This window comes from Peribacillus sp. TH16, assembly GCF_016651095.1.
Classification (GTDB): domain Bacteria; phylum Bacillota; class Bacilli; order Bacillales; family DSM-1321; genus Peribacillus; species Peribacillus butanolivorans.
In genome coordinates, this window is record NZ_JAEKEM010000009.1 from 1,682,635 (window position 1) to 1,701,332 (window position 18,698).

Consider the following 18,698-nt stretch of genomic DNA (forward strand, 5'->3'; position numbering starts at 1 on the left):
CAATCAGCCAGTAATAAATATCATTATGAGCTTTGATAGATAGAGTGTTAGTGAGGAAAGCGAGCAGTAGGATATAGGACCACCTTTCAAACGAAATTAAAGAGCCCCATTCGTACTAGTACTAGTACGAATGGGGCTCTTTACAATAAAAGGGTACTTTAAAAGATCGAGGAACTACTTGCTATATCTCTTATAGTGGGATTATTCCTAATACAAGAGATACCAAAATCATGACAAGTGTCGATCCGCAAGCCCACTTCAAGAAAGTACGCTGCAGGGCTCCAAAATCTTCTCCTACCATCCCAATCAATAGATAGGTAGATGGAACAAGCGGACTTAATAGATGAACTGGCAACCCTAAAAGAGAAGCTCTTCCTATCATGGCAGGATCAATTCCATAAGCAGCACCTGCCTTAGCAAGTAATGGAAGTACGCCATAATAAAAGGCGTCATTAGACATGAAGAAAGTAAAAGGTGCGCTAATGATAGCTGTGATAACGGCAAAGTGTGCACCCATTTGGTCAGGTATGTGCTGAATCATAGAGTTTGCCATAGCATCTACCATTTCCGTTCCGGAAAGAATTCCGGTAAAGACACCTGCTGCAAATATCATCGAAACAACTGATAAAGCATTGTCAGCATAATTGGCTACACGATCTTTTTGATCACTTACTTTCGGATAATTAATCGTAATAGCAATGGCAAAACCTATCATAAATAGGACCGCTGAAGGCATAAGTTCCATAATCAGCGCGACTAGCAGGGTAAGTGTTAACGCATAATTAAAGACAATTAATTTAGGACGCTTAATGTAAGCATCTTCAGTTGCAGCCGCATGTTGAGCTACAGCATGATAATCTAGTTCTATTATCCCGATTCTTTTTCTTTCTTTTTTACCCATACAATATGCCATGAATAGAACGAATAGCACGCCGCCAATCATAGCAGGAATAACAGGCGTGAATACATCGGACATTTCTAGTTTCAAAGCAGTCATCACCCTTGCTGTCGGGCCTCCCCAAGGAAGAAGATTCATGACTCCAGATGACGAAACTGCGATACCAGCTAATATAAGCGGTTTCATTCCAATCCGTTTATATAGCGGAAGCATGGCAGAAATCGTGATCATATATGTGGTTGTACCATCTCCATCTAACGAAATAAGTAAAGCCAAAACTGCCGTACCGATGGCAATTTTTACAGGATCTCCTTTTACAAGTCTAAGGATCGTATTAATGATTGGATCAAAAACTCCAGCATCAATCAAAATACCAAAGAAAAGGATTGCAAATAAAATCATGATTCCTGTTGGCGCCACACTTTTGATTCCTTCTAGCGCCATTTCACCCATTTGACTACCGAAACCACCAATAAGTGCGAAGGCACTAGGTACTACGATCAAAGCTATCATGGCTGAAAGTCGCCCTGTCATAATTAAAATCATAAACACTAAAATCATCAAGTATCCTAATAAAGCGAGCATATCTATCACTCCTATCTTCTAATAAAGTAAATTGTATATGAAAACGCTTAATCTGTAAGCGTTTTCAATTTATTGTGTTTTAAAACTATTTTGTTAATTGTGTTCATTGTGTTCACGGAGGTACTTTTCATCTTCAATTTTCAGACTATACCGGATGCCATGCCCGGGGTTTGAATGGTCGGTTTTTAAATGATTTTAACAATATTGGTAATCTCTAAAGCACTTTTCTACCCACCGATTTTCCCACACAAAAAACACCTCCATTTACGAAGGTGTTTTTATATTTCCTAGGTTATCTTTCTCTGAATCAAATCTTATAATATCTACGTTCTGGTCTCCCAACTACTCCATATATTACTTCTGCCTTACATTTCTTTACGGATATGAGGTATTCCAGATAACGCCTTGCTGTTGTTCTAGAAGCGCCGATTTGAGAGCTCACTTGCTCAGCTGACAAACCAATGTTGCTTATTTCAAGAACTTCCATTACTTTCGTTAATGTGATTTCGTCGACTCCCTTTGGTAATGCAGGTCCATCATTGATTTCCGGCGTAGACGATCCCTTTTTTAAAATAAGATCAACAAAATCCTGGTCTATATCTTGTTTAGATTGCATCAGGTGAGCTTTCTTAAGATACTCCACTATGACTTGGTTGAAGCGCTTCATTTCTACCGGTTTAATTAAATAATTCTCTACACCATAGTGAAGGGCCTTTTCAAGTTGTTCTTTTTCTGTGGCTGCCGTAATCATGATAATATCCACATTCGGGAATTTCTGACGAATGCTTGGAAGTAAGTCTGTACCAAGCTGATCCGGCATATAGACATCAAGCAGAAGCAGATCAGGGCTTTTTTGTTCCAAAATCCGAAGAGTTTTTTTTGCATTTACAGCTTTCCCGACCACTTCTATTTCTTCAAAGTTTTTTAAAAATTTTTCATGGATATCCGCTACACGAAAATCATCTTCTGCAATGACCGCTCTTATTTTTAGCATTCTTTCCCTCCTGTCTGCTCTTTAGGAAGATACACGGTGAATACGGTGTTTTCTTCCTCGCTTTGAACTTCGATGATGCCACCCAACTCTTTTACAACATGATCAGCATTTGATAGTCCATATCCACTTGGATTTCCACTTGTTTTCGACGTGAAACCCCGTTCGAAAATAAACGCGATATCATTCTCGGGTATTCCCTTTCCATTGTCACTTACTTCAAATACCATATCATTTCCGATATCGGTAGCGAAAAATTTCACTAGTGGCTCATCCATGCCAGAAACCGCTTCCAGCGCATTATCGATTATATTGCCAAGAATTAAGGTAAGTTGGGACAATTTTATATGGTCCGGGAGTTTCTCTAAGTAACTTTGTGAGTCTATTTCAAAGGGAATCTTCTTTTCTGATGCTTTTCCTATCTTCCCAAGTAACAGAGCTTGTACCTTTGTATCTTTAATCTGTTCGAATACAACACGGTTCAGAGAGTACAGTTCGGATGTTTCGCTTTGAATCATATCTATTGCTTCATCATATTCCCCTAACTGTATCAATCCGGATAGAACATATAATTTATTGGTAAATTCATGGGTTTGTGCTCTTAAATCCTCTGAATGCATCTTCACTTCCGATAGTGTGTTAACCATTTCCTCTATTTCTGTTCGATCACGGAACGAAGCGACAACACCGCTTACACCTTCACTGTCGAAGATCGGCGTGCAATTCACAATAACAGATTTATCTTTCCATGAAATTTCTTTATCCACTTGCGGTTCCCCTGATTTCAACACTTCATATAAATATGTTGAAGGAAACAACCCATCTACATTCAAATGGCGAACAGGTTCCTTTATATCCAGCAACTTTTTTGCCGGCTGATTCATAGATGTAATCAAACCATTTTGATCAATGGCTAAAATACCTTCTTTCACCGAGTGAAGTACAGCATTTTTCTCTTTATATAAATTAGCAATTTCAAATGGCTCTAACCCTAATGTATCTTTACGTATGCTTCTTGCCAGCATATAGCTCCCGACGATTGATATCATAATGGCTACTAAAGACACAATCATCTCTTTAGATAAATCCTTAAAAATTTGGGCACGAACATCGTTCACTAAAAAACCGACCGAAACGATTCCAATTATTTTTCCATCCTTATCAAATATCGGTGACTTTCCTCGAATAGAAAGACCAAGCGAACCAGCCGCTTCAGAAACGTAATATTCACCATTTTTTATAGCTCGGTTGTTATCCCCGCCTTTCATTCGCTTCCCTATTTCAGAAGCTAACGGATGAGAATAACGAATTCCCTCTTTATTTCCTACAACGATGAATTCAGCCCCCGTTTCCTTGCGAATCTTTTCGGCAATCGGCTGGATCGTTCTAGCAGGATTTTCGGATTCAAATGCCTCCATGACGGTAGGCATAAAACTAATGGTTCTTGATAACTCCAATGCTAACTGACCTTTATCCTTCGCTATTTGTCTTCCTTCCATATAGGAAAAGGAGGTCGTTAATAGGAGAATCAAAAATAAGCTCAATGATAAGACTAACCCAAGAATCTTGGTTTCTAGCGATACTTTCTTCATATTCAACAGCATCCTCTATTTTCATTTCCACTTTTAAATTTTATAGGAATATAGTGATTTTACCATTTCTAATAAATAATGAACATGAACCCTGATAAAAAAGAGAGAGCTTGTTTTGAAAAAGATTAACCAAACCAAGCCCAAAACCTGTTCAATAATAAACGGTATTTTTATTATTCAATGTTCCTTTTACTTGATTTATTTCTTATAAAGCTTGTGGAACTACTTGTTGAGTTTTACTAAAATCAGCCTTTTCTACGGGATAATTTAACCAGAGAGGAGGACAATCAACAGTAGGCGTTTTGTTGAATAATGGTTTTCTTTGGCTTGTCCTGCTACTATCTTGCTTTGAAGCCCTTTCTTATTAGAAGAAAGCAAAGCAGTTTAAAGCTTAGGTTATCAAATTTCTCCAATGTTCAAAGGGGATATTATGACTAACATCCCCTTTGAATACTTTATTTTCAAAAACATGTAAATGAATTAATTTGTCTTGTATCAATGCCAAAAACCGTCCAGAACCTGCCATTCCATCTGAAGCCTGCAACAGATCGCGGACCGACAAAAATGGGATAATACCAGAAACTTGCACCATTATTTAGCCATATAAAAGTATTCCGGAATAAGCAAAATGAAATGGCTCCTGGGTCTACAGCAAATGTTGAAGCCGATTGTTGGAGAGGGATAAACGATGGCGGAGGGGCTGTTGGCGCTTGTGAACTTGGTGGTGATCCTGGTTGGCCCGGAGATCCTGGTGGACCTGGAAATCCTGGTTGGCCCGGAAATCCTGGTGCACCTGGAAATCCCGGTTGACTAGGAAGCCCTGGTAAACCAGGTATACTTGGAAAGCTGGGTAGACCTGGAAACTGTCGTACAAGATAATCTTGATTTTCATAATGATACATTGGGTACATATACATAGTCATTCACCTCTACATGATTGAATGTAATAAGATATGGTGAATAGGCTTGAGATGGTTGGGCTACTTTGTAATTATTAGGGGGATTCTCACTTAGTACGCTCTGTAAAACATTATTGTAAGAGAAAGGGGAATACATTTTTGACTCAATATATCTATATGGCTTCTCCAATTAAACTTCCTGAAGGTTCGTTTGGCCATAAGCCAGTCTCACCTGAACAACCAAATGTTTTCAAAGATGAATTGGATTTCACACATTTACATTTTGAAGATAATTACGATAGGGCATCAAAAACAAGATTTTCATATAGTTCCCACTTTTCATTCAAACATCAGGTTGCCATTAACCATAACCTTTTACCGCTAAAATACCTATCCAAAAGCAATGCGATACAAGAAAAGTGTTTAGCTATATTGTATTCGTATATAGAGGAAGAACTGCACGCTAGCGGAGTTATCGAGTATTTCACTAGTTTGAGTGGCCACGAAGACTTGCCCATAGGAATTAATCGAAGCGTTAGTTGGACTGACATTAAAACACCTTATAATCTAGTTTTAGCGGACCGTGAATTTTGGTATATTACCTTGTGAGCACACTAGCCTCCCACATTGAAAAATGAACATTCAAAAGCCCGCTTGAAACCAATTCAAGAGGGCTTTACCATGGCTTTTTAATATAGCAATCTCCATAAATAGAACGTCGCATAAGACTCCCAGTTGGCCCACGCTCCTGATAATTTGAGAATTTCTTCTTTCGTAGGTTTTGCTTCAGTTTCCATAACCAATTTCATTGAATTATGCAACCCGACATCATCAATTGGAAAAGCTGCTGGAAAACGTAAACAGCGCATCAATACATAGTTCGCTGTCCACGGACCGATTCCACGAATTTTGGTCAGCATTTTTTCAGCCGCTTTAACATCCTTAGCATTTAACAACTCTTCTTTTGTGAGATCTCCTCGAACCATCAGTTGGGCCACGCCAATTAAATATTCGCATTTCTTCACGGTCATCTTCATTTCTACAAAATCTTCTACGGTTAAATTCGCGATCACTTCAGGCGTTGGGAACAGCCAATATTTCTCTCCTTCATATTCAACAGATTTACCGAATCTCTCAACAAGTCTGCGTTTCAATGTATAAGCATACGTCAAGTTGATTTGCTGCCCAAGAATTCCCCAGGCAATAGCTTCAAATAAATCCGGGATACCTATATTTCGCAGACCATAAAATTGACTTACTGGCCTTTGCAATAAAGGATCATTTTTTGCTAACTCATAAAAAGGAAGCAGATTCGTGTCCAGATCAAACCATTGTCGAACGTATTGGGAAACGGCTTCTTGAACATGTTTTTCTATTGAAGTAGTACTTCTTAAAAATCGAACAAAAATCATCGTGTCGTTCTCAGCTCGGATTTCCACTAATATTGTCTCGTTTTCTACGAATAAGGCACGATAAATTTTTTGATCAACAATTTCAAATAGACATTCATTGGAGGATCGTGACAGGTATCTCAAGTTTTCCGAAAAGCTAAACTCTCTGGGGGCGTGGATGATCAATTCATCCTTCTCTTTATCAAGTAATTCTTTGTTCATTTTATATGGCTCTTTCATTTTGCCCCTCCTTCTTCACGTTCTCTTTATTCTAATCCTATTTCCAAAAAATTAATTACGTTATCTTGCACTTTCCTTCTAAATTTGGACGGTGTATGAAAACAAACAAAAAAAGTAATGAATCCTAGAAGCTGAAAGTCGAGAAATCATAAGTAAACCAAAAGAAAAAAGACCATTATTTTTGGTCCTTCTTAGTGTACATCGTCCATATTTTAGGTATTCCTAAGACCCTCTCATTGTTGACGGATTTGCAAAAGGGGGGGAATTAATTTAATAAACCTAATCGAAAAGCAAGGGCAACGACTTGCGTCCTATTTTTTGCTTTTAGTTTAGTCATTAAACTGCTTACATAATCTCTCACCGTATGCTCGCTTAAGAACAATAATTCACCTATTTTTTTATTGTCGTACCCTTCCGAAAGCAAATCAAGAATCGTGGTTTCTCTTTCTGTTAAGTGAAGATCGGAAGTTTTTGCTACTTTTTCACCTTTCCTTGATAAAAATAATCCAAGACGTTTCCCCACTTGTTCAAGTAAATCTAACTCATCTTTCGAACAATCAAAGTCTTCCCCTAACTGATCAAAAGTAAGCCATCCAAACAATTGATCTTGATGGGTGATCGGTATAAAAATAATGGAAGACAGATTAAATAATTTAATATGTTCCTCTTTTACATAATTTCTTGGATTTTTTAAATATATCGGTTTTTTGGAAGTAAGAACTGAAGTCTGCTCAGTAAGCTGTCCTTTCATGCTCTGTACCTTTGGAAGCTCTGCACCAATTACACCATAGAATTGATTCGACCATGGGATATAAGCGTAAAAAACACATCGTTTATAGTGAAAATACTCTTCACATTTTTTTAATATATAGGCTAAATCATGAACTCCTGAAGAGCGAATCAGGAGTTTGTTTAATTTGTCTAATAATTGTAGCCTTTTAAGTTCCCTATTTTCATGGGGATTTTTCTTGGTAAGATCTGTAGTATCTGCATCTACCCAATTGTTATAACTATGGACAAGGTACGTAAAAATAGATAATGAAAACATTAATATAGGAATGATTCGGTTATGTTTTATTTGGATCATGAGTGTAATCAAAGATTTTTGGAAAATCAATTGAAACAGGTTAAAACTTTTCATATTTAAAATCGATAACTGAGATTGAAGCCAATTGTCAAAGTGGCTAGCTAAATCTTCATCGATACCTTCAATGTTCGATTGGGTTAATAGTTGAAAAAATGAATGCAGCAACGTATCAGTTATTTTTCGATCTGACTCGGAAATGGAAGGTTCTAGACTGAGGTAGATATTTATATTTTCTTCAATCTGTTTGCTATGAGTTTTGATGAACAATACGAATTGTTGAAACGTAATTTCTTCATATGGATGAAATGGCTGAGTCATAAGAAATTCTTCTCCTTCAAACAAAATAACCCTATAAATGGAGGATATTCACTCTATTATTATACATCATCTTATAGGATAGTATTTCAAAATGAACGTAGTAAGATGAATGTGTAGCAAGTTAGTAAATCTTTTTGAATCCGATTTCGAATAGTAAAAAGGTTCTTTGTACACAATTTTATACATGATTTTAATAAATATTGAAAGGATGCGTACTTGTAATGAGACTTGAAAATAAAGTAGCCATCATAACCGGTGGAGGTACAGGAATCGGTAAAGAAACAGCCTTATTATTTGCTAAAGAAGGAGCAAAAGTTGTTATCACTGACATAAATCAAGAATCTGGAAGCCAAGCAGTAAAAGACATTCAAACAAATGGTGGAGAAGCACTTTTCGTCCAACACGATGTTAGCAAAGAAGAAGACTGGAAAATGGTTGCAGAGGAAACCATCAAGACTTTTGGCAAAGTTGATGTTCTTTTCAACAATGCTGGAATTTATATTATAAAACCTGTTGCAGAGATTGAACTGGAAGAATGGAATCGTCTAATGTCTATTAATGTGACTGGCGTATTCCTTGGAATGAAACATATCATGCCTTTGATGGCCAAACAAAATAAAGGTTCAGTGATTAATGCTTCCTCCATAGCAGGTTTGATGGGATCTCCAGGACATGTTCTATATGGTGCTAGTAAAGGAGCAGTACGTATTATGACAAAAGATGCGGCGATGGAATATGCTTCTGCGGGGGTTAGAGTGAACTCTATTCATCCTGGATACATCGATACTGGAATGGCAGACTATGCTTCTGAGGTAACTGGAAATTCAAAAGAACAATTAGGTGCAAATTTATTTCCTTTAGGACATCTAGGATCTGTAAAAGATGTTGCAAATACAGTGCTATTTCTTGCTTCTGATGAATCAGCTTACTCGACAGGTGCAGAATTTGTGATTGATGGTGGAGCAACAGCACGATAAAAAGATTAAGCAATGTTAACAATAGGATATCGACTTGAATTAATTGCAGAATGGAGAGATTAATATGAAATTAAAAGACAAAGTAGCAATCGTAACAGGTGGCGCAAGTGGAATTGGTGAAGCGACTGTTCGCCTTTTTGCTGAAGAAGGAGCAAAAGTGGTCATTGCTGACTTTTCAGAACGTGGTAAAGACATATCAGTAGAATTGAATACGAATGGATATAATACATTATTTGTTAAAACAGATGTAACAAATGAAGAAGATATTAAACAGATGATCAATGAAACCGTGAATAAATACGGCAAGCTAGATATTATGTATGCAAATGCTGGAGTTGCTGATGATGCACCAGCACATGAATTGTCCTATGAAAAATGGAAACGAACCATCGATATTAATTTGTCAGGAGTATTCCTTTCTGATAAATATTCGATTGAACAGTTTCTTAAACAAGGTACAGGCGGTGTCATTGTTAACGCTGGTTCTATTCATAGTTTTGTTTCATTACCAAATCCAACAGCCTATTCCTCTGCAAAAGGTGGCGTGAAGCTACTAACTCAAAACTTATGTACTGCTTATGCAAAAGATGGTATTCGTATTAATGCGGTCTGCCCTGGTTATATTGACACTCCTTTACTTGCAAGTGTTGATCCTCAAACGAAAGAATATTTAGTTTCTCTTCATCCACAAGGCAGGCTTGGAAAACCAGAAGAAATAGCAAAGGCTGTCTTATTTTTAGCAAGTGATGATGCTAGTTTTGTTAATGGTACAACCCTTCTCGTTGATGGGGGCTATACCGCACATTAATTTAAATTAAGGGATATCTTTTAATAACAAAGCAGTCTAAATCGTAGATCATTTAGAACTGCTTTGTTATTTCATTTTAAAAAAGTGAACTAACTCTTTCATCAACAAATAGACCCTTTTGTGATTCACAACCAAACTATGTTTGCGAAACAGCCAAGTTCTCACTCTGCCATAAATTAATTCTATTTGTCGCAAATACTCCTGGAGCTTTATCTACCTTCCTTAACAGATTCAAACTATTTATAGTCACACAAGAAAAAAGCCGATCACTAATATAGTGAAAGGCTTTTTTTCTTATTTGTCCGGGCAGCCATCTTCGGCTGTCTTTTCCTATTCCTATTTGAAAGAAATTACGTTATCTTGCTTTTATATTATCGAAATGTTTGTATATCAATACTTTCTTGTATACTAAATGGAGAGGTGAATGTGATGAATTTGAAAAAAACAGACATTCCTAACGATTACTGGAAAGCTATTGTAGAGTGTGATGCAGCGTATGATGATCATTTTTTATATGGCGTAAAAACAACAGGCATCTTTTGTCGGCCCTCCTGTAAATCCAGGGTGCCCAACAAAGAAAACGTGCAGATTTTCAAAAATGCCAATATGGCTTTAGAAGAAAATTTCAGGCCTTGTAAACGCTGTAAACCCGAAGGCTTGAATCTGCCAACAGATGAGTGGATTGAGCAAATAACTGAATGGATTGATCAACATTACAGCGAGCCCCTCACATTGAACACATTGGCGGATATTTCTCATGGCAGTCCCTACCACTTACAAAGATTGTTTAAGCGTGTGAAAGGTCTATCGCCTACTGAATATATTCAACAACTCCGCCTTGAAAAAGCAATTAGAATGCTTGAAAGCTCCGAACAGCCGGTAACCGAAATAGGATTGGCTGTAGGATTTTCAAGCACCCCCTATTTTATAACGTTATTCAAAAAGAAAACGGGATATACACCATCAGGATATCGAAAAGCTTACCATCAAAACTTGAAAAAGGAGCGTGAACAACATGATGAATGTTAAAGAACAAACAATAGATTGGGCCATTTTAAAATACGATAAGTGGCAATTATATGTAGCCAAGTCTGAAAAGGGACTTTGTTATGTAGGTTCACCTGGTCAATCGTATGATGAGCTGAAAACTTGGATACAAAAACGCTTCCCCTTGGCGAACCTTGTTGAAAATGAAGAAGCCTTAAAGCCCTATCTAAAAGAACTGTATGAATATTTCGAGGGAAATCGGCAAACTTTCTCATTACCCGTAGATGTTAAAGGAACGCCATTTCAACAAGAAATTTGGGCAGCATTGAATCAAATACCCTATGGAAAAACCTATTCCTATTCCGATATTGCCGAGCACATTCAAAGACCTAAAGCTGTTCGCGCGGTCGGAACGGCTATCGGTGCCAATCCAGTTCTGATTACAGTGCCCTGTCATCGGGTAATTGGAAAAAATGGAGCCATAACTGGGTACCGCGGAGGAACGGAGATGAAACAATATCTGCTTCAATTAGAAGCACAAAATGGAGGGAGATAAATGAATAGGGAGTTGAATTCACCAATCTACACACTTGACTGGGGCCAAATTCATCAAACATTGGACGACCAAGGCTTTGCAAAATTGCCTGTCCTGCTTACTCCTGAACAATGTCAAAACTTTATCAATTTGTATGACCAAGAAGAACTATATCGAAACACAATCAACATGGGACGTTATCGCTTCGGTGAAGGCGAGTATAAATATTTCGATTATCCATTGCCAGCTATACTGCAGGAGCTACGTACGGCATTTTACCCTGAGCTCGCAATAGCTGCTAATCGATGGTTGCACCAGTTAGGGAAAGAAGCCATTTATCCTGATTCGTTAGATGTTTTTTTAGAAGAGTGCCATGAAAAAGAACAAACCCGTTCAACCCCTCTTATTCTTAAATATGAAGCAGGCGGCTATAATTGTATGCATCAGGATCTATATGGAGATGTTTATTTCCCATTCCAAGTTGTATTTACACTAAATCAGCGGGGGGTTGATTATACCGGAGGCGAATCCATTCTTGTGGAACAGCGTCCCCGAGCCCAAAGCCGAGGGCATGTCATCACGCTAGAACAAGGAGAAGCTCTCCTCTTCCCTACGAACCACCGGCCAGTAGAAGGTAAAAAAGGATATTACAAGAATACGATGCGTCATGGCGTAAGCACTCTTCAATCTGGAATACGCTACGGGATGGGAATCATTTTTCATGATGCAAAGTAACGGTACAACACGATGACAATGAGATTTTCAGCTTTTTGAACACAACTTAAGCCCCAACAAAACTCGAATTGTTTTGTTGGGGCTTAAGTTTTAGTTAGCTTTGGTCAGAACCTGAATGCTATGATAAGTTTTCTCTGATCAACCTAATAATGCTTTTATAATAGGAAACTTCATGCGGCACAAATTTATCTCTGCCAACATATTGATCTATCATCATTCTATGGTCATCTTGATTGATTTCAAAGCCTTGGATATTCACTTCTTCTTTTGTTCCGTCCCACAGATCTTCAAAATCATCCAATTCAACTTTTACCATCCCTGAAACTTCTTCTTTTTGTAAGGTGAAGTCATCGAAACACTGAGTACTTTCATATAGAAATACGTTAGCTAATTCTTTGTCGATGAAATTTTCTTTTGTTACATGATATTCGATAACACCTAATGAGACCAACTTATCAAAAGAAACCTCGATGCCTATTTCTTCATTAATCTCCCTTACACCGTCGTACATGGTTTCATGAGCCAGCAAATGTCCGGCAGCCGTAATGTCCAATAGGTTCGGATAATCTTTTTTCATCGCACAACGATGTTGGAGATAAATATAATCTACCCCCGCTTCTCTACTAACGAACCAACAATGGAATACCTCATGCCAATATCCTATTCTATGTACTTCTTCACGAGTAGCCACGCCGATTTGTTTACGATCAGCATTAAATACTTTCAACATCTCATTTTCCATATTTCGCTTCTCCCTACGTTTTATTTTTTACTTTTCGTCTCCAAACATTAAAAAGAAACTGCGACATAGAGGACAATATGGGATGCAGGTTAGATATAGGTGGTGAAAAAGAGCCAAGATTTAATGTGGTTCCATACCCTCACTCTTTTTTACACTACCTTCTAAACTTTTATTTTTCATTTTCCTGCTTTTTCTTTTTTCCAATTTTTCGGGTTTAAGTAACTTTTAAATTTAGCAGCTACTTCTTTTCCGACTAAAAGTGCACCTACCCAGAACATTACTTCTGCAAAGACTATTGCACCTGTTATGACCCCCGCTTTTACCGCAGTTGGAAATGGCGTAAAAGGAGCTATTACAGGAATAATCCAAGTGAGAAGAGACACTATTAGAAAACCCATTCCTATTTTGTAAAACTTCGATTTCGTTACTTCCTTACCTTCTTTATCCAATTAAATAACCTCCGTTATGATTATACTCATTTAATTTTTCCGGCAACCATTTTACTTTCAATATACCATTCTCTAAATATATTCTTTTTTTATACGTTTGAATGGACATTTCGTTTCATTATAAATGAAAATAAAAAAATAGTTGATAGTGAAAGCATAATCAATAAGCCACTGAGGTTACCTGGGATGAAAAATAGAGTAGCCAAACAGGATGATTTATAGGTAACAAATGTGCAATCCTCTTCCACAATTGGTCTTTGGGCCAGACTTAGAAAGAGCAATGCTAGTATTTGTAAGTTGTATAAATAATAAATATCCGATTTTGATTTCCATTGTTTCCCAAACTTGTATGTGATATAGTATCATCGTAACTTATTAAAGATCTTTAATAAGTTTTTTATATTAGGTGGTGAATATTATGAATGAGTTATTCGTTACTCCAAAATCTATGAAGAAGGTTATCCTTAATGGTATTCGTACAACTCTTTTAGAACTTGGAAGTGCAACAAAAGTTGAACTCAGCGATAAATTAGGAATTAGTTTCCCGACAATAAGTAAATTCCTAGCGCAGATGGAGAAGGATGGGGAACTTATTTTAGTCGGCCTCGATGATTCTAGTGGTGGAAGAAGAGCAAAACGATATGCATACAATCCTGAACATATGTTAGGTTTAGCACTATTTTTAGAGAGAACAGAGACAAATTATACAATTTTTAATTGTTTGGGTGAAGTGAAGGAACAGGGAAAAACGTCAAGTGTATTAATAGATGATAATCTAAAATTATTAACCAAGTATATTGAAGACATTATAGCTAAATACTCAAAGATTAGTTCTATGGCAATTGGTGTCCCTGGTTCGGTTGATAATGGTCGGATTTTTTATATACCAGGCTACGAGCATTTTCAAAATTTTGATTTAAAAGGATACTATGAGGATCGTTTTTCTATCCCTGTGGTAGTAGAGAACGATATGAATGCTGCAGTTCTTGGATATCACAATAATAAGGGGAATAATGACAATCAATCTCTTATATATTTGTATTCCGGTCAAAATGGTCCAGGTGCAGGAATTATGATAAATGGAGACGTGGTGCGAGGAAGTACTTTTTTCTCGGGTGAGGTTTCATTCGTCCCGCAGTATGATGACCGAAATTTTCTGCAAGCTTTAGAAAATGGAAGTGGACCTAAGAAAGCAACTATCTGTGAGGAATATGAGATTGATGCAATTAGCCGTTTAGTAGCTACGTTTGTAGCAATCATTAACCCTCATACGATCATTTTTTGCAATGATGAAGTGAACAAATTAATAATAGACCAAATTGTAATAAGGAGCTCAAAATATATCCCAGTAGAACATCTTCCAGAGATAACAATGAGTGATTGGAAACAAGACTATCTATATGGATTACAAAATCTTGGACTTGATCTCATGATCACTGGAACAAGCAGGTAAAACGTACAATGGAGCACCGCAAAAAAATTAAAGGCGGGTTATATATATGGCTACATTCTTTTTAGTAATCATCTATTTGGCTTTCATCAGCTTAGGTTTACCTGATTCATTGTTGGGGGTTGCATGGCCTGTGATGCAATTGGAATATGGAGCACGGCTTGAGACTGCTGGCTTGCTTTTTATGACGATAGCAGGTGGTACAATTATTTCAAGTTTAGCAAGCGGAACTGTACTTAAACGGTTCGGAACTGGGAATGTTACATTTGTCAGTTGCTTAATGACTGCTGGGGCTTTGCTAGGTTTCACTTTTGCTCCATCGCTTGTTTGGTTAATTATTTGTGCCATACCACTTGGATTAGGTGCAGGTTCTGTTGATGCAGGATTAAACAATTATGTTGCTACACATTACAAAGCACACCACATGAGTTGGCTACATTGTTTCTGGGGAGTTGGGGCTACACTTGGTCCCATCATTATGTCTCAGTTTATTTCAGAGCAAAATTCTTGGAGACAAGGATATCTTACTATTGCTGGAATTCAGTTCGCATTAGTTGTAATCCTATTCTTCACTCTGCCTTTATGGAATATGGTCGCAAGAAACAGCAATGTTACTTTAAGTGAAGAGCCGGAAGATTCAAAAAGTGTATTTAATGATGAAGATGCTAAAGATATAAAACCTTTGAAGATTAGGGGAGTTAAGCTAGCTCTGATATCTTTCTTGTTTTATTGTGGTGTTGAAGCAACAATGGGCCTATGGGGAAGTAGCTTTCTGGTAAATGTTAAGGAGTTACCCGTAGCGGTAGCTGCACAATGGGTTTCCCTATATTACGCAGGAATAACAATTGGCAGATTTATTACAGGCTTTATTACTTTAAAGGTCAGTAACCGTACTCTCATTCGGGTAGGCCAAATAACAGCATTAGCTGGTGCGGTACTTCTATTCTTACCATTGCCGTCTAGTTTCTCACTTGTAGGCTTTATCATGATTGGATTAGGATTAGCACCGATATTTCCGTGCATGTTACATGAAACACCAGCACGCTTTGGAAAGGAGCATTCTCAGACAATTATGGGCTATCAAATGGCTGTTGCCTATACAGGTAGTACGTTCATGCCTCCTCTTCTTGGTTTCATTGCATCTCAATCAACAATAGGAATCTTCCCGTTTTTTATTGTTGTTTTTGTTGTAGCAATGATATTTGGTTCAGAAAAATTAAATTTCTTATTGAAAAAAAGGATTTTTCAAAGGGGAAAAATACGAATTCTAAAGTACTTTAGTGATATAGAGTTTGCATTGATAACTACGTTGCTTATTTTTATATTAATGAGAATAAAGATTAGTAGTTGTTTAGTATGAAAGCTGATAAAGAGAAAATAAACGAATAAGGTGAAGATGATGAAAATTGAACATGTAGCTATTTGGGTGAATGATCTGGAATCAATGTGTGCCTTCTACGCGCAGTACTTCAAGGGCACAGCCAATCGTTTATACCGTAATACGGAAAAGCAATTTGAATCCTATTTTATAACTTTTGAAACTGGAGCACGTCTAGAAGTTATGCGACAGAAAGGAATACAAGATAAAATGACTACCCCAATAACAGGATATGCTCATATCGCTTTTTCTGTGGGAAGCAAAGAGAATGTCGATCAATTAACAGAGACGTTAAAAGCAGCAGGATACCCTGTGTTGAACGGCCCACGTATCACTGGGGATGGTTATTATGAAAGCGTAGTAAGTGACCCTGAAGGAAATCAGGTAGAGATAACAATCTAACAGAAAATCAGACCATGATAAAATTGATTGTGACTGTAGTTACATAGAAAGCTGATTTCGTTTCTAAAAAACCTCCCCTTTTTTTGAAAATGAAATGCTTGTTCTTTTGTAATGAAACTTTCTTTTATAAACCAGTTTATTGTCACTGTTCTTCTGACACTTAAATTGTTTTATCCAAAAAATTAATCAACAGCAACAAAATGATATACTTTTATTATTGTGATTCCTATGAAGGATACCAAAGAACTTGTCAAGAAAGGAAAATCTAATGTACATTGAATTTATTGCCACAACCATAGAAGATGCCCTTTTAATTGAAAAATCGGGTGCAGACCGTATCGAGCTCGTTTGTGCTTTAACTGAGGGCGGTTTAACTCCCAGTTACGCCCTGATAGAAGCTGTCGTCAGTTCGGTAAGCATTCCAGTCAACGTGATGGTAAGGCCTCATAGCCAATCATTTCAGTATTCTCCTGATGATCTGAGTATTATGAAGAATGATATAAAGATTATTTCCTCATTGGGGGCAAACGGCGTCGTATTGGGTGTATTAAATGAAAAAAATGAAATCAATCAAATATACCTGGAAGAACTATTAACAGCATGTGAAGGTTTGGAGATTACATTCCACCGAGCCATCGATGATACTCCTGACCCAGTACGAGCTGCTGAAATGCTAGCACAGTATCCGGAAATTACAACGATATTGACCTCCGGTGGACATGGTGATTTCTCAACCCGCATGCAAACCATTCACCAAATGAAAAAAGCCTGCGGCGACATCTCGATTTTAGTCGGCAGCGGCTTAAATAAAGATAATATCCTTTCTATCCATTCCGAACTAAATACCGGTTACTATCATTTTGGTACAGCTGTTAGAAAAAATAGCAGCTTAATTGAAGGAGTTCAATTAGATAAAGCGAAAGAAATTGTAAACATGCTAAAGATTTAATGAAAAGATTCTGTTAAAAAACAATAGGAAAGGGACCATTTCTTTGGTCCCTTTTCTGTCCCTTATTGAAGTAAATTACACGTTTGTTGCATAAAAAAGGGCTGATCGTAACAGCTCATCTTGGTTCATTACTCATATTTATTTTTCTTCATTCTCCTCTATATTGATTCGTATGAAAAGCCAAAACGTTGAACAGTTATATACTCCATTCAACCAAATTATTGTATGATTAGGAAAACATTATGAAAGTGAGCTGAAATATGATGATGTATTCACCACTATTTGAAAATGATGTACCTGTAGTTATTCTCCCTTAACGGTAGAAAACTACAACTCCGTTAAGGACAGTATTATTTGTCTAGAGAAAACGGAGGGCACAAAATGAAAAACACCTTATTAGGTTCTTTATATTTATCACTCGCTGCTAGTATTTGGGGCGGGATGTATGTTGTGGTAAAGGTTGTGGTAGACTCTGTTCCACCACTTGAATTAGTATGGTTCCGCTATGTAATTGCTATTGTTGCATTGCTAATTATTGGCGTTGTAACAAAACAATCATGGCGTATTGAAAAACGAGACTGGCTGCTAATTTTCATGATTGGGCTTACTGGAAATACAATTTCCATTGTAACCCAAGAAATTGGTACGATGCTTTCTACCGCACAAATGGGTGCTATCATTACTTCAACCACACCTGCATTCATGGTGCTATTTGCGCGAATTATTTTAAAAGAAAAAATTACGTTTAAAAAAGCACTTTCAATTATTCTAGCTACAATTGGTGTCTGTATTATAGTCGGAAATGCGCATATCAATTCATCTAATCAACTTGGTGCGGTATCGTTACTTATTGCAGCACTAACATGGTCGCTTATGTCTGTTCTTATTAAGCGTGTCCCCGGGCAATATTCACAAATTGTGGTAACAACCTATGCTATTCTTGTTTCAATTATCTTACTTACGCCTTTTACAATTAATAGATTAGATAAACTCGACTTCCAAGCCATGATGCATCCAACTATTTGGGGCGGCCTTTTATACTTGGGAGTCATTTCGACAGCATGTGCCTTTTTACTATGGAATCGCGGATTGCAAATGCTTAATGCTTCAAGTGGCGGATTATTTTTCTTTTTCCAGCCTATAGTCGGTACCTTTTTAGGGTGGTTATTGCTAGGTGAGCAAATTGGCCTGCCTTTTTGGATAGGTACTATATTAATCTTTATTGGTGTTATATTTGTTATTCGAGAAGAATAAGCATCAGGAAAAAGCTGATTGGTGTTACTGC

At 37.2% G+C, this 18,698-nt stretch carries 19 protein-coding genes; 11 read left to right on the forward strand and 8 right to left on the reverse strand.

What is annotated here, in order from left to right; all coding sequences use genetic code 11:
* Window positions 1-190 precede the first annotated feature (190 nt).
* The 4 genes from JFV29_RS22165 to JFV29_RS22180 form a co-directional block, all read right to left on the reverse strand.
* Window positions 191-1,483 carry a CitMHS family transporter gene (locus JFV29_RS22165; RefSeq protein ID WP_201186404.1) on the reverse strand — a complete coding sequence of 431 codons (1,293 nt, stop codon included), beginning with the start codon at window positions 1,481-1,483 and terminating at the stop codon, window positions 191-193.
* A 307-nt stretch (window positions 1,484-1,790) separates the two neighbouring features.
* Window positions 1,791-2,477, reverse strand: coding sequence for a response regulator (locus tag JFV29_RS22170; RefSeq protein ID WP_201186405.1), 687 nt, complete (start codon window positions 2,475-2,477; stop codon window positions 1,791-1,793).
* Window positions 2,471-4,066 carry an ATP-binding protein gene (locus JFV29_RS22175; RefSeq protein ID WP_201186406.1) on the reverse strand — a complete coding sequence of 532 codons (1,596 nt, stop codon included), beginning with the start codon at window positions 4,064-4,066 and terminating at the stop codon, window positions 2,471-2,473. Before JFV29_RS22175 ends, JFV29_RS22170 begins: the two co-directional genes overlap by 7 nt.
* 461 nt (window positions 4,067-4,527) lie before the next feature.
* A complete protein-coding gene (locus tag JFV29_RS22180) occupies window positions 4,528-4,983 on the reverse strand; it encodes a collagen-like protein (protein ID WP_201186407.1) in 456 nt (151 codons plus the stop codon).
* A 141-nt stretch (window positions 4,984-5,124) separates the two neighbouring features.
* Between JFV29_RS22180 and JFV29_RS22185 the strand changes: the two genes are divergently transcribed.
* Window positions 5,125-5,574: a hypothetical protein gene (locus JFV29_RS22185; protein WP_201186408.1), complete on the forward strand. Its 450-nt coding sequence runs from the start codon at window positions 5,125-5,127 to the stop codon at window positions 5,572-5,574.
* 80 nt (window positions 5,575-5,654) lie between these two features.
* On the opposite strand, the gene JFV29_RS22190 is transcribed toward JFV29_RS22185, so the two are convergent.
* A complete protein-coding gene (locus JFV29_RS22190; RefSeq protein WP_397327950.1) occupies window positions 5,655-6,596 on the reverse strand; it encodes a DNA-3-methyladenine glycosylase family protein in 942 nt (313 codons plus the stop codon).
* Between the two features lie 265 nt (window positions 6,597-6,861).
* Window positions 6,862-8,001 (reverse strand): LuxR C-terminal-related transcriptional regulator, encoded by a 1,140-nt coding sequence (locus tag JFV29_RS22195; protein ID WP_201186409.1) that lies wholly within the window; start codon window positions 7,999-8,001, stop codon window positions 6,862-6,864.
* Between the two features lie 221 nt (window positions 8,002-8,222).
* On the opposite strand from JFV29_RS22195, the gene JFV29_RS22200 reads away from it, so the two are divergent.
* The 5 genes from JFV29_RS22200 (at window position 8,223) to JFV29_RS22220 (ending at window position 12,043) form a co-directional block, all read left to right on the forward strand.
* The gene (locus JFV29_RS22200; protein ID WP_201186411.1) at window positions 8,223-8,978 is read left to right on the forward strand and encodes an SDR family NAD(P)-dependent oxidoreductase; all 756 of its coding nucleotides are present in this window, start codon (window positions 8,223-8,225) and stop codon (window positions 8,976-8,978) included.
* Window positions 8,979-9,042: 64 nt separating this feature from the next.
* The gene (locus JFV29_RS22205) at window positions 9,043-9,786 is read left to right on the forward strand and encodes an SDR family NAD(P)-dependent oxidoreductase (protein ID WP_053347495.1); all 744 of its coding nucleotides are present in this window, start codon (window positions 9,043-9,045) and stop codon (window positions 9,784-9,786) included.
* 429 nt (window positions 9,787-10,215) lie between these two features.
* Window positions 10,216-10,815: a bifunctional transcriptional activator/DNA repair enzyme AdaA gene (locus JFV29_RS22210; RefSeq protein ID WP_201186413.1), complete on the forward strand. Its 600-nt coding sequence runs from the start codon at window positions 10,216-10,218 to the stop codon at window positions 10,813-10,815.
* On the forward strand, window positions 10,802-11,329 hold the full coding sequence (locus tag JFV29_RS22215) for a methylated-DNA--[protein]-cysteine S-methyltransferase (protein WP_057219880.1): 528 nt from the start codon (window positions 10,802-10,804) through the stop codon (window positions 11,327-11,329). The genes JFV29_RS22210 and JFV29_RS22215 overlap by 14 nt, the downstream gene beginning before the upstream one ends.
* Entirely contained in the window at window positions 11,330-12,043 is a 714-nt protein-coding gene (locus tag JFV29_RS22220; RefSeq protein ID WP_201186415.1) for a 2OG-Fe(II) oxygenase, read from the forward strand.
* 118 nt (window positions 12,044-12,161) lie between these two features.
* Here JFV29_RS22220 and JFV29_RS22225 read toward each other — a convergent pair whose 3' ends face one another.
* Together JFV29_RS22225 and JFV29_RS22230 are read right to left on the reverse strand one after the other, a co-directional pair.
* Window positions 12,162-12,785 carry an NUDIX hydrolase gene (locus JFV29_RS22225; protein ID WP_201186417.1) on the reverse strand — a complete coding sequence of 208 codons (624 nt, stop codon included), beginning with the start codon at window positions 12,783-12,785 and terminating at the stop codon, window positions 12,162-12,164.
* A gap of 176 nt (window positions 12,786-12,961) precedes the next feature.
* Complete coding sequence (locus JFV29_RS22230) at window positions 12,962-13,234, reverse strand: transporter suffix domain-containing protein (protein WP_242485385.1); 273 nt, start codon at window positions 13,232-13,234, stop codon at window positions 12,962-12,964.
* Window positions 13,235-13,652: 418 nt separating this feature from the next.
* Between JFV29_RS22230 and JFV29_RS22235 the strand changes: the two genes are divergently transcribed.
* The 5 genes from JFV29_RS22235 to JFV29_RS22255 all read left to right on the forward strand — a co-directional run bounded on the left by JFV29_RS22235 (window position 13,653) and on the right by JFV29_RS22255 (window position 18,667).
* Window positions 13,653-14,687, forward strand: a complete 1,035-nt coding sequence (locus JFV29_RS22235) for an ROK family transcriptional regulator (protein ID WP_201186419.1) — start codon at window positions 13,653-13,655, stop codon at window positions 14,685-14,687.
* Window positions 14,688-14,733: 46 nt separating this feature from the next.
* Complete coding sequence (locus tag JFV29_RS22240; protein ID WP_201186420.1) at window positions 14,734-16,044, forward strand: MFS transporter; 1,311 nt, start codon at window positions 14,734-14,736, stop codon at window positions 16,042-16,044.
* 39 nt (window positions 16,045-16,083) lie between these two features.
* Complete coding sequence (locus tag JFV29_RS22245; RefSeq protein WP_201186421.1) at window positions 16,084-16,464, forward strand: VOC family protein; 381 nt, start codon at window positions 16,084-16,086, stop codon at window positions 16,462-16,464.
* Window positions 16,465-16,732: 268 nt separating this feature from the next.
* Window positions 16,733-17,413: a copper homeostasis protein CutC gene (locus JFV29_RS22250; protein WP_116820908.1), complete on the forward strand. Its 681-nt coding sequence runs from the start codon at window positions 16,733-16,735 to the stop codon at window positions 17,411-17,413.
* A gap of 381 nt (window positions 17,414-17,794) precedes the next feature.
* Window positions 17,795-18,667, forward strand: coding sequence for a DMT family transporter (locus JFV29_RS22255; RefSeq protein ID WP_201186422.1), 873 nt, complete (start codon window positions 17,795-17,797; stop codon window positions 18,665-18,667).
* Window positions 18,668-18,698: the final 31 nt, after the last annotated feature.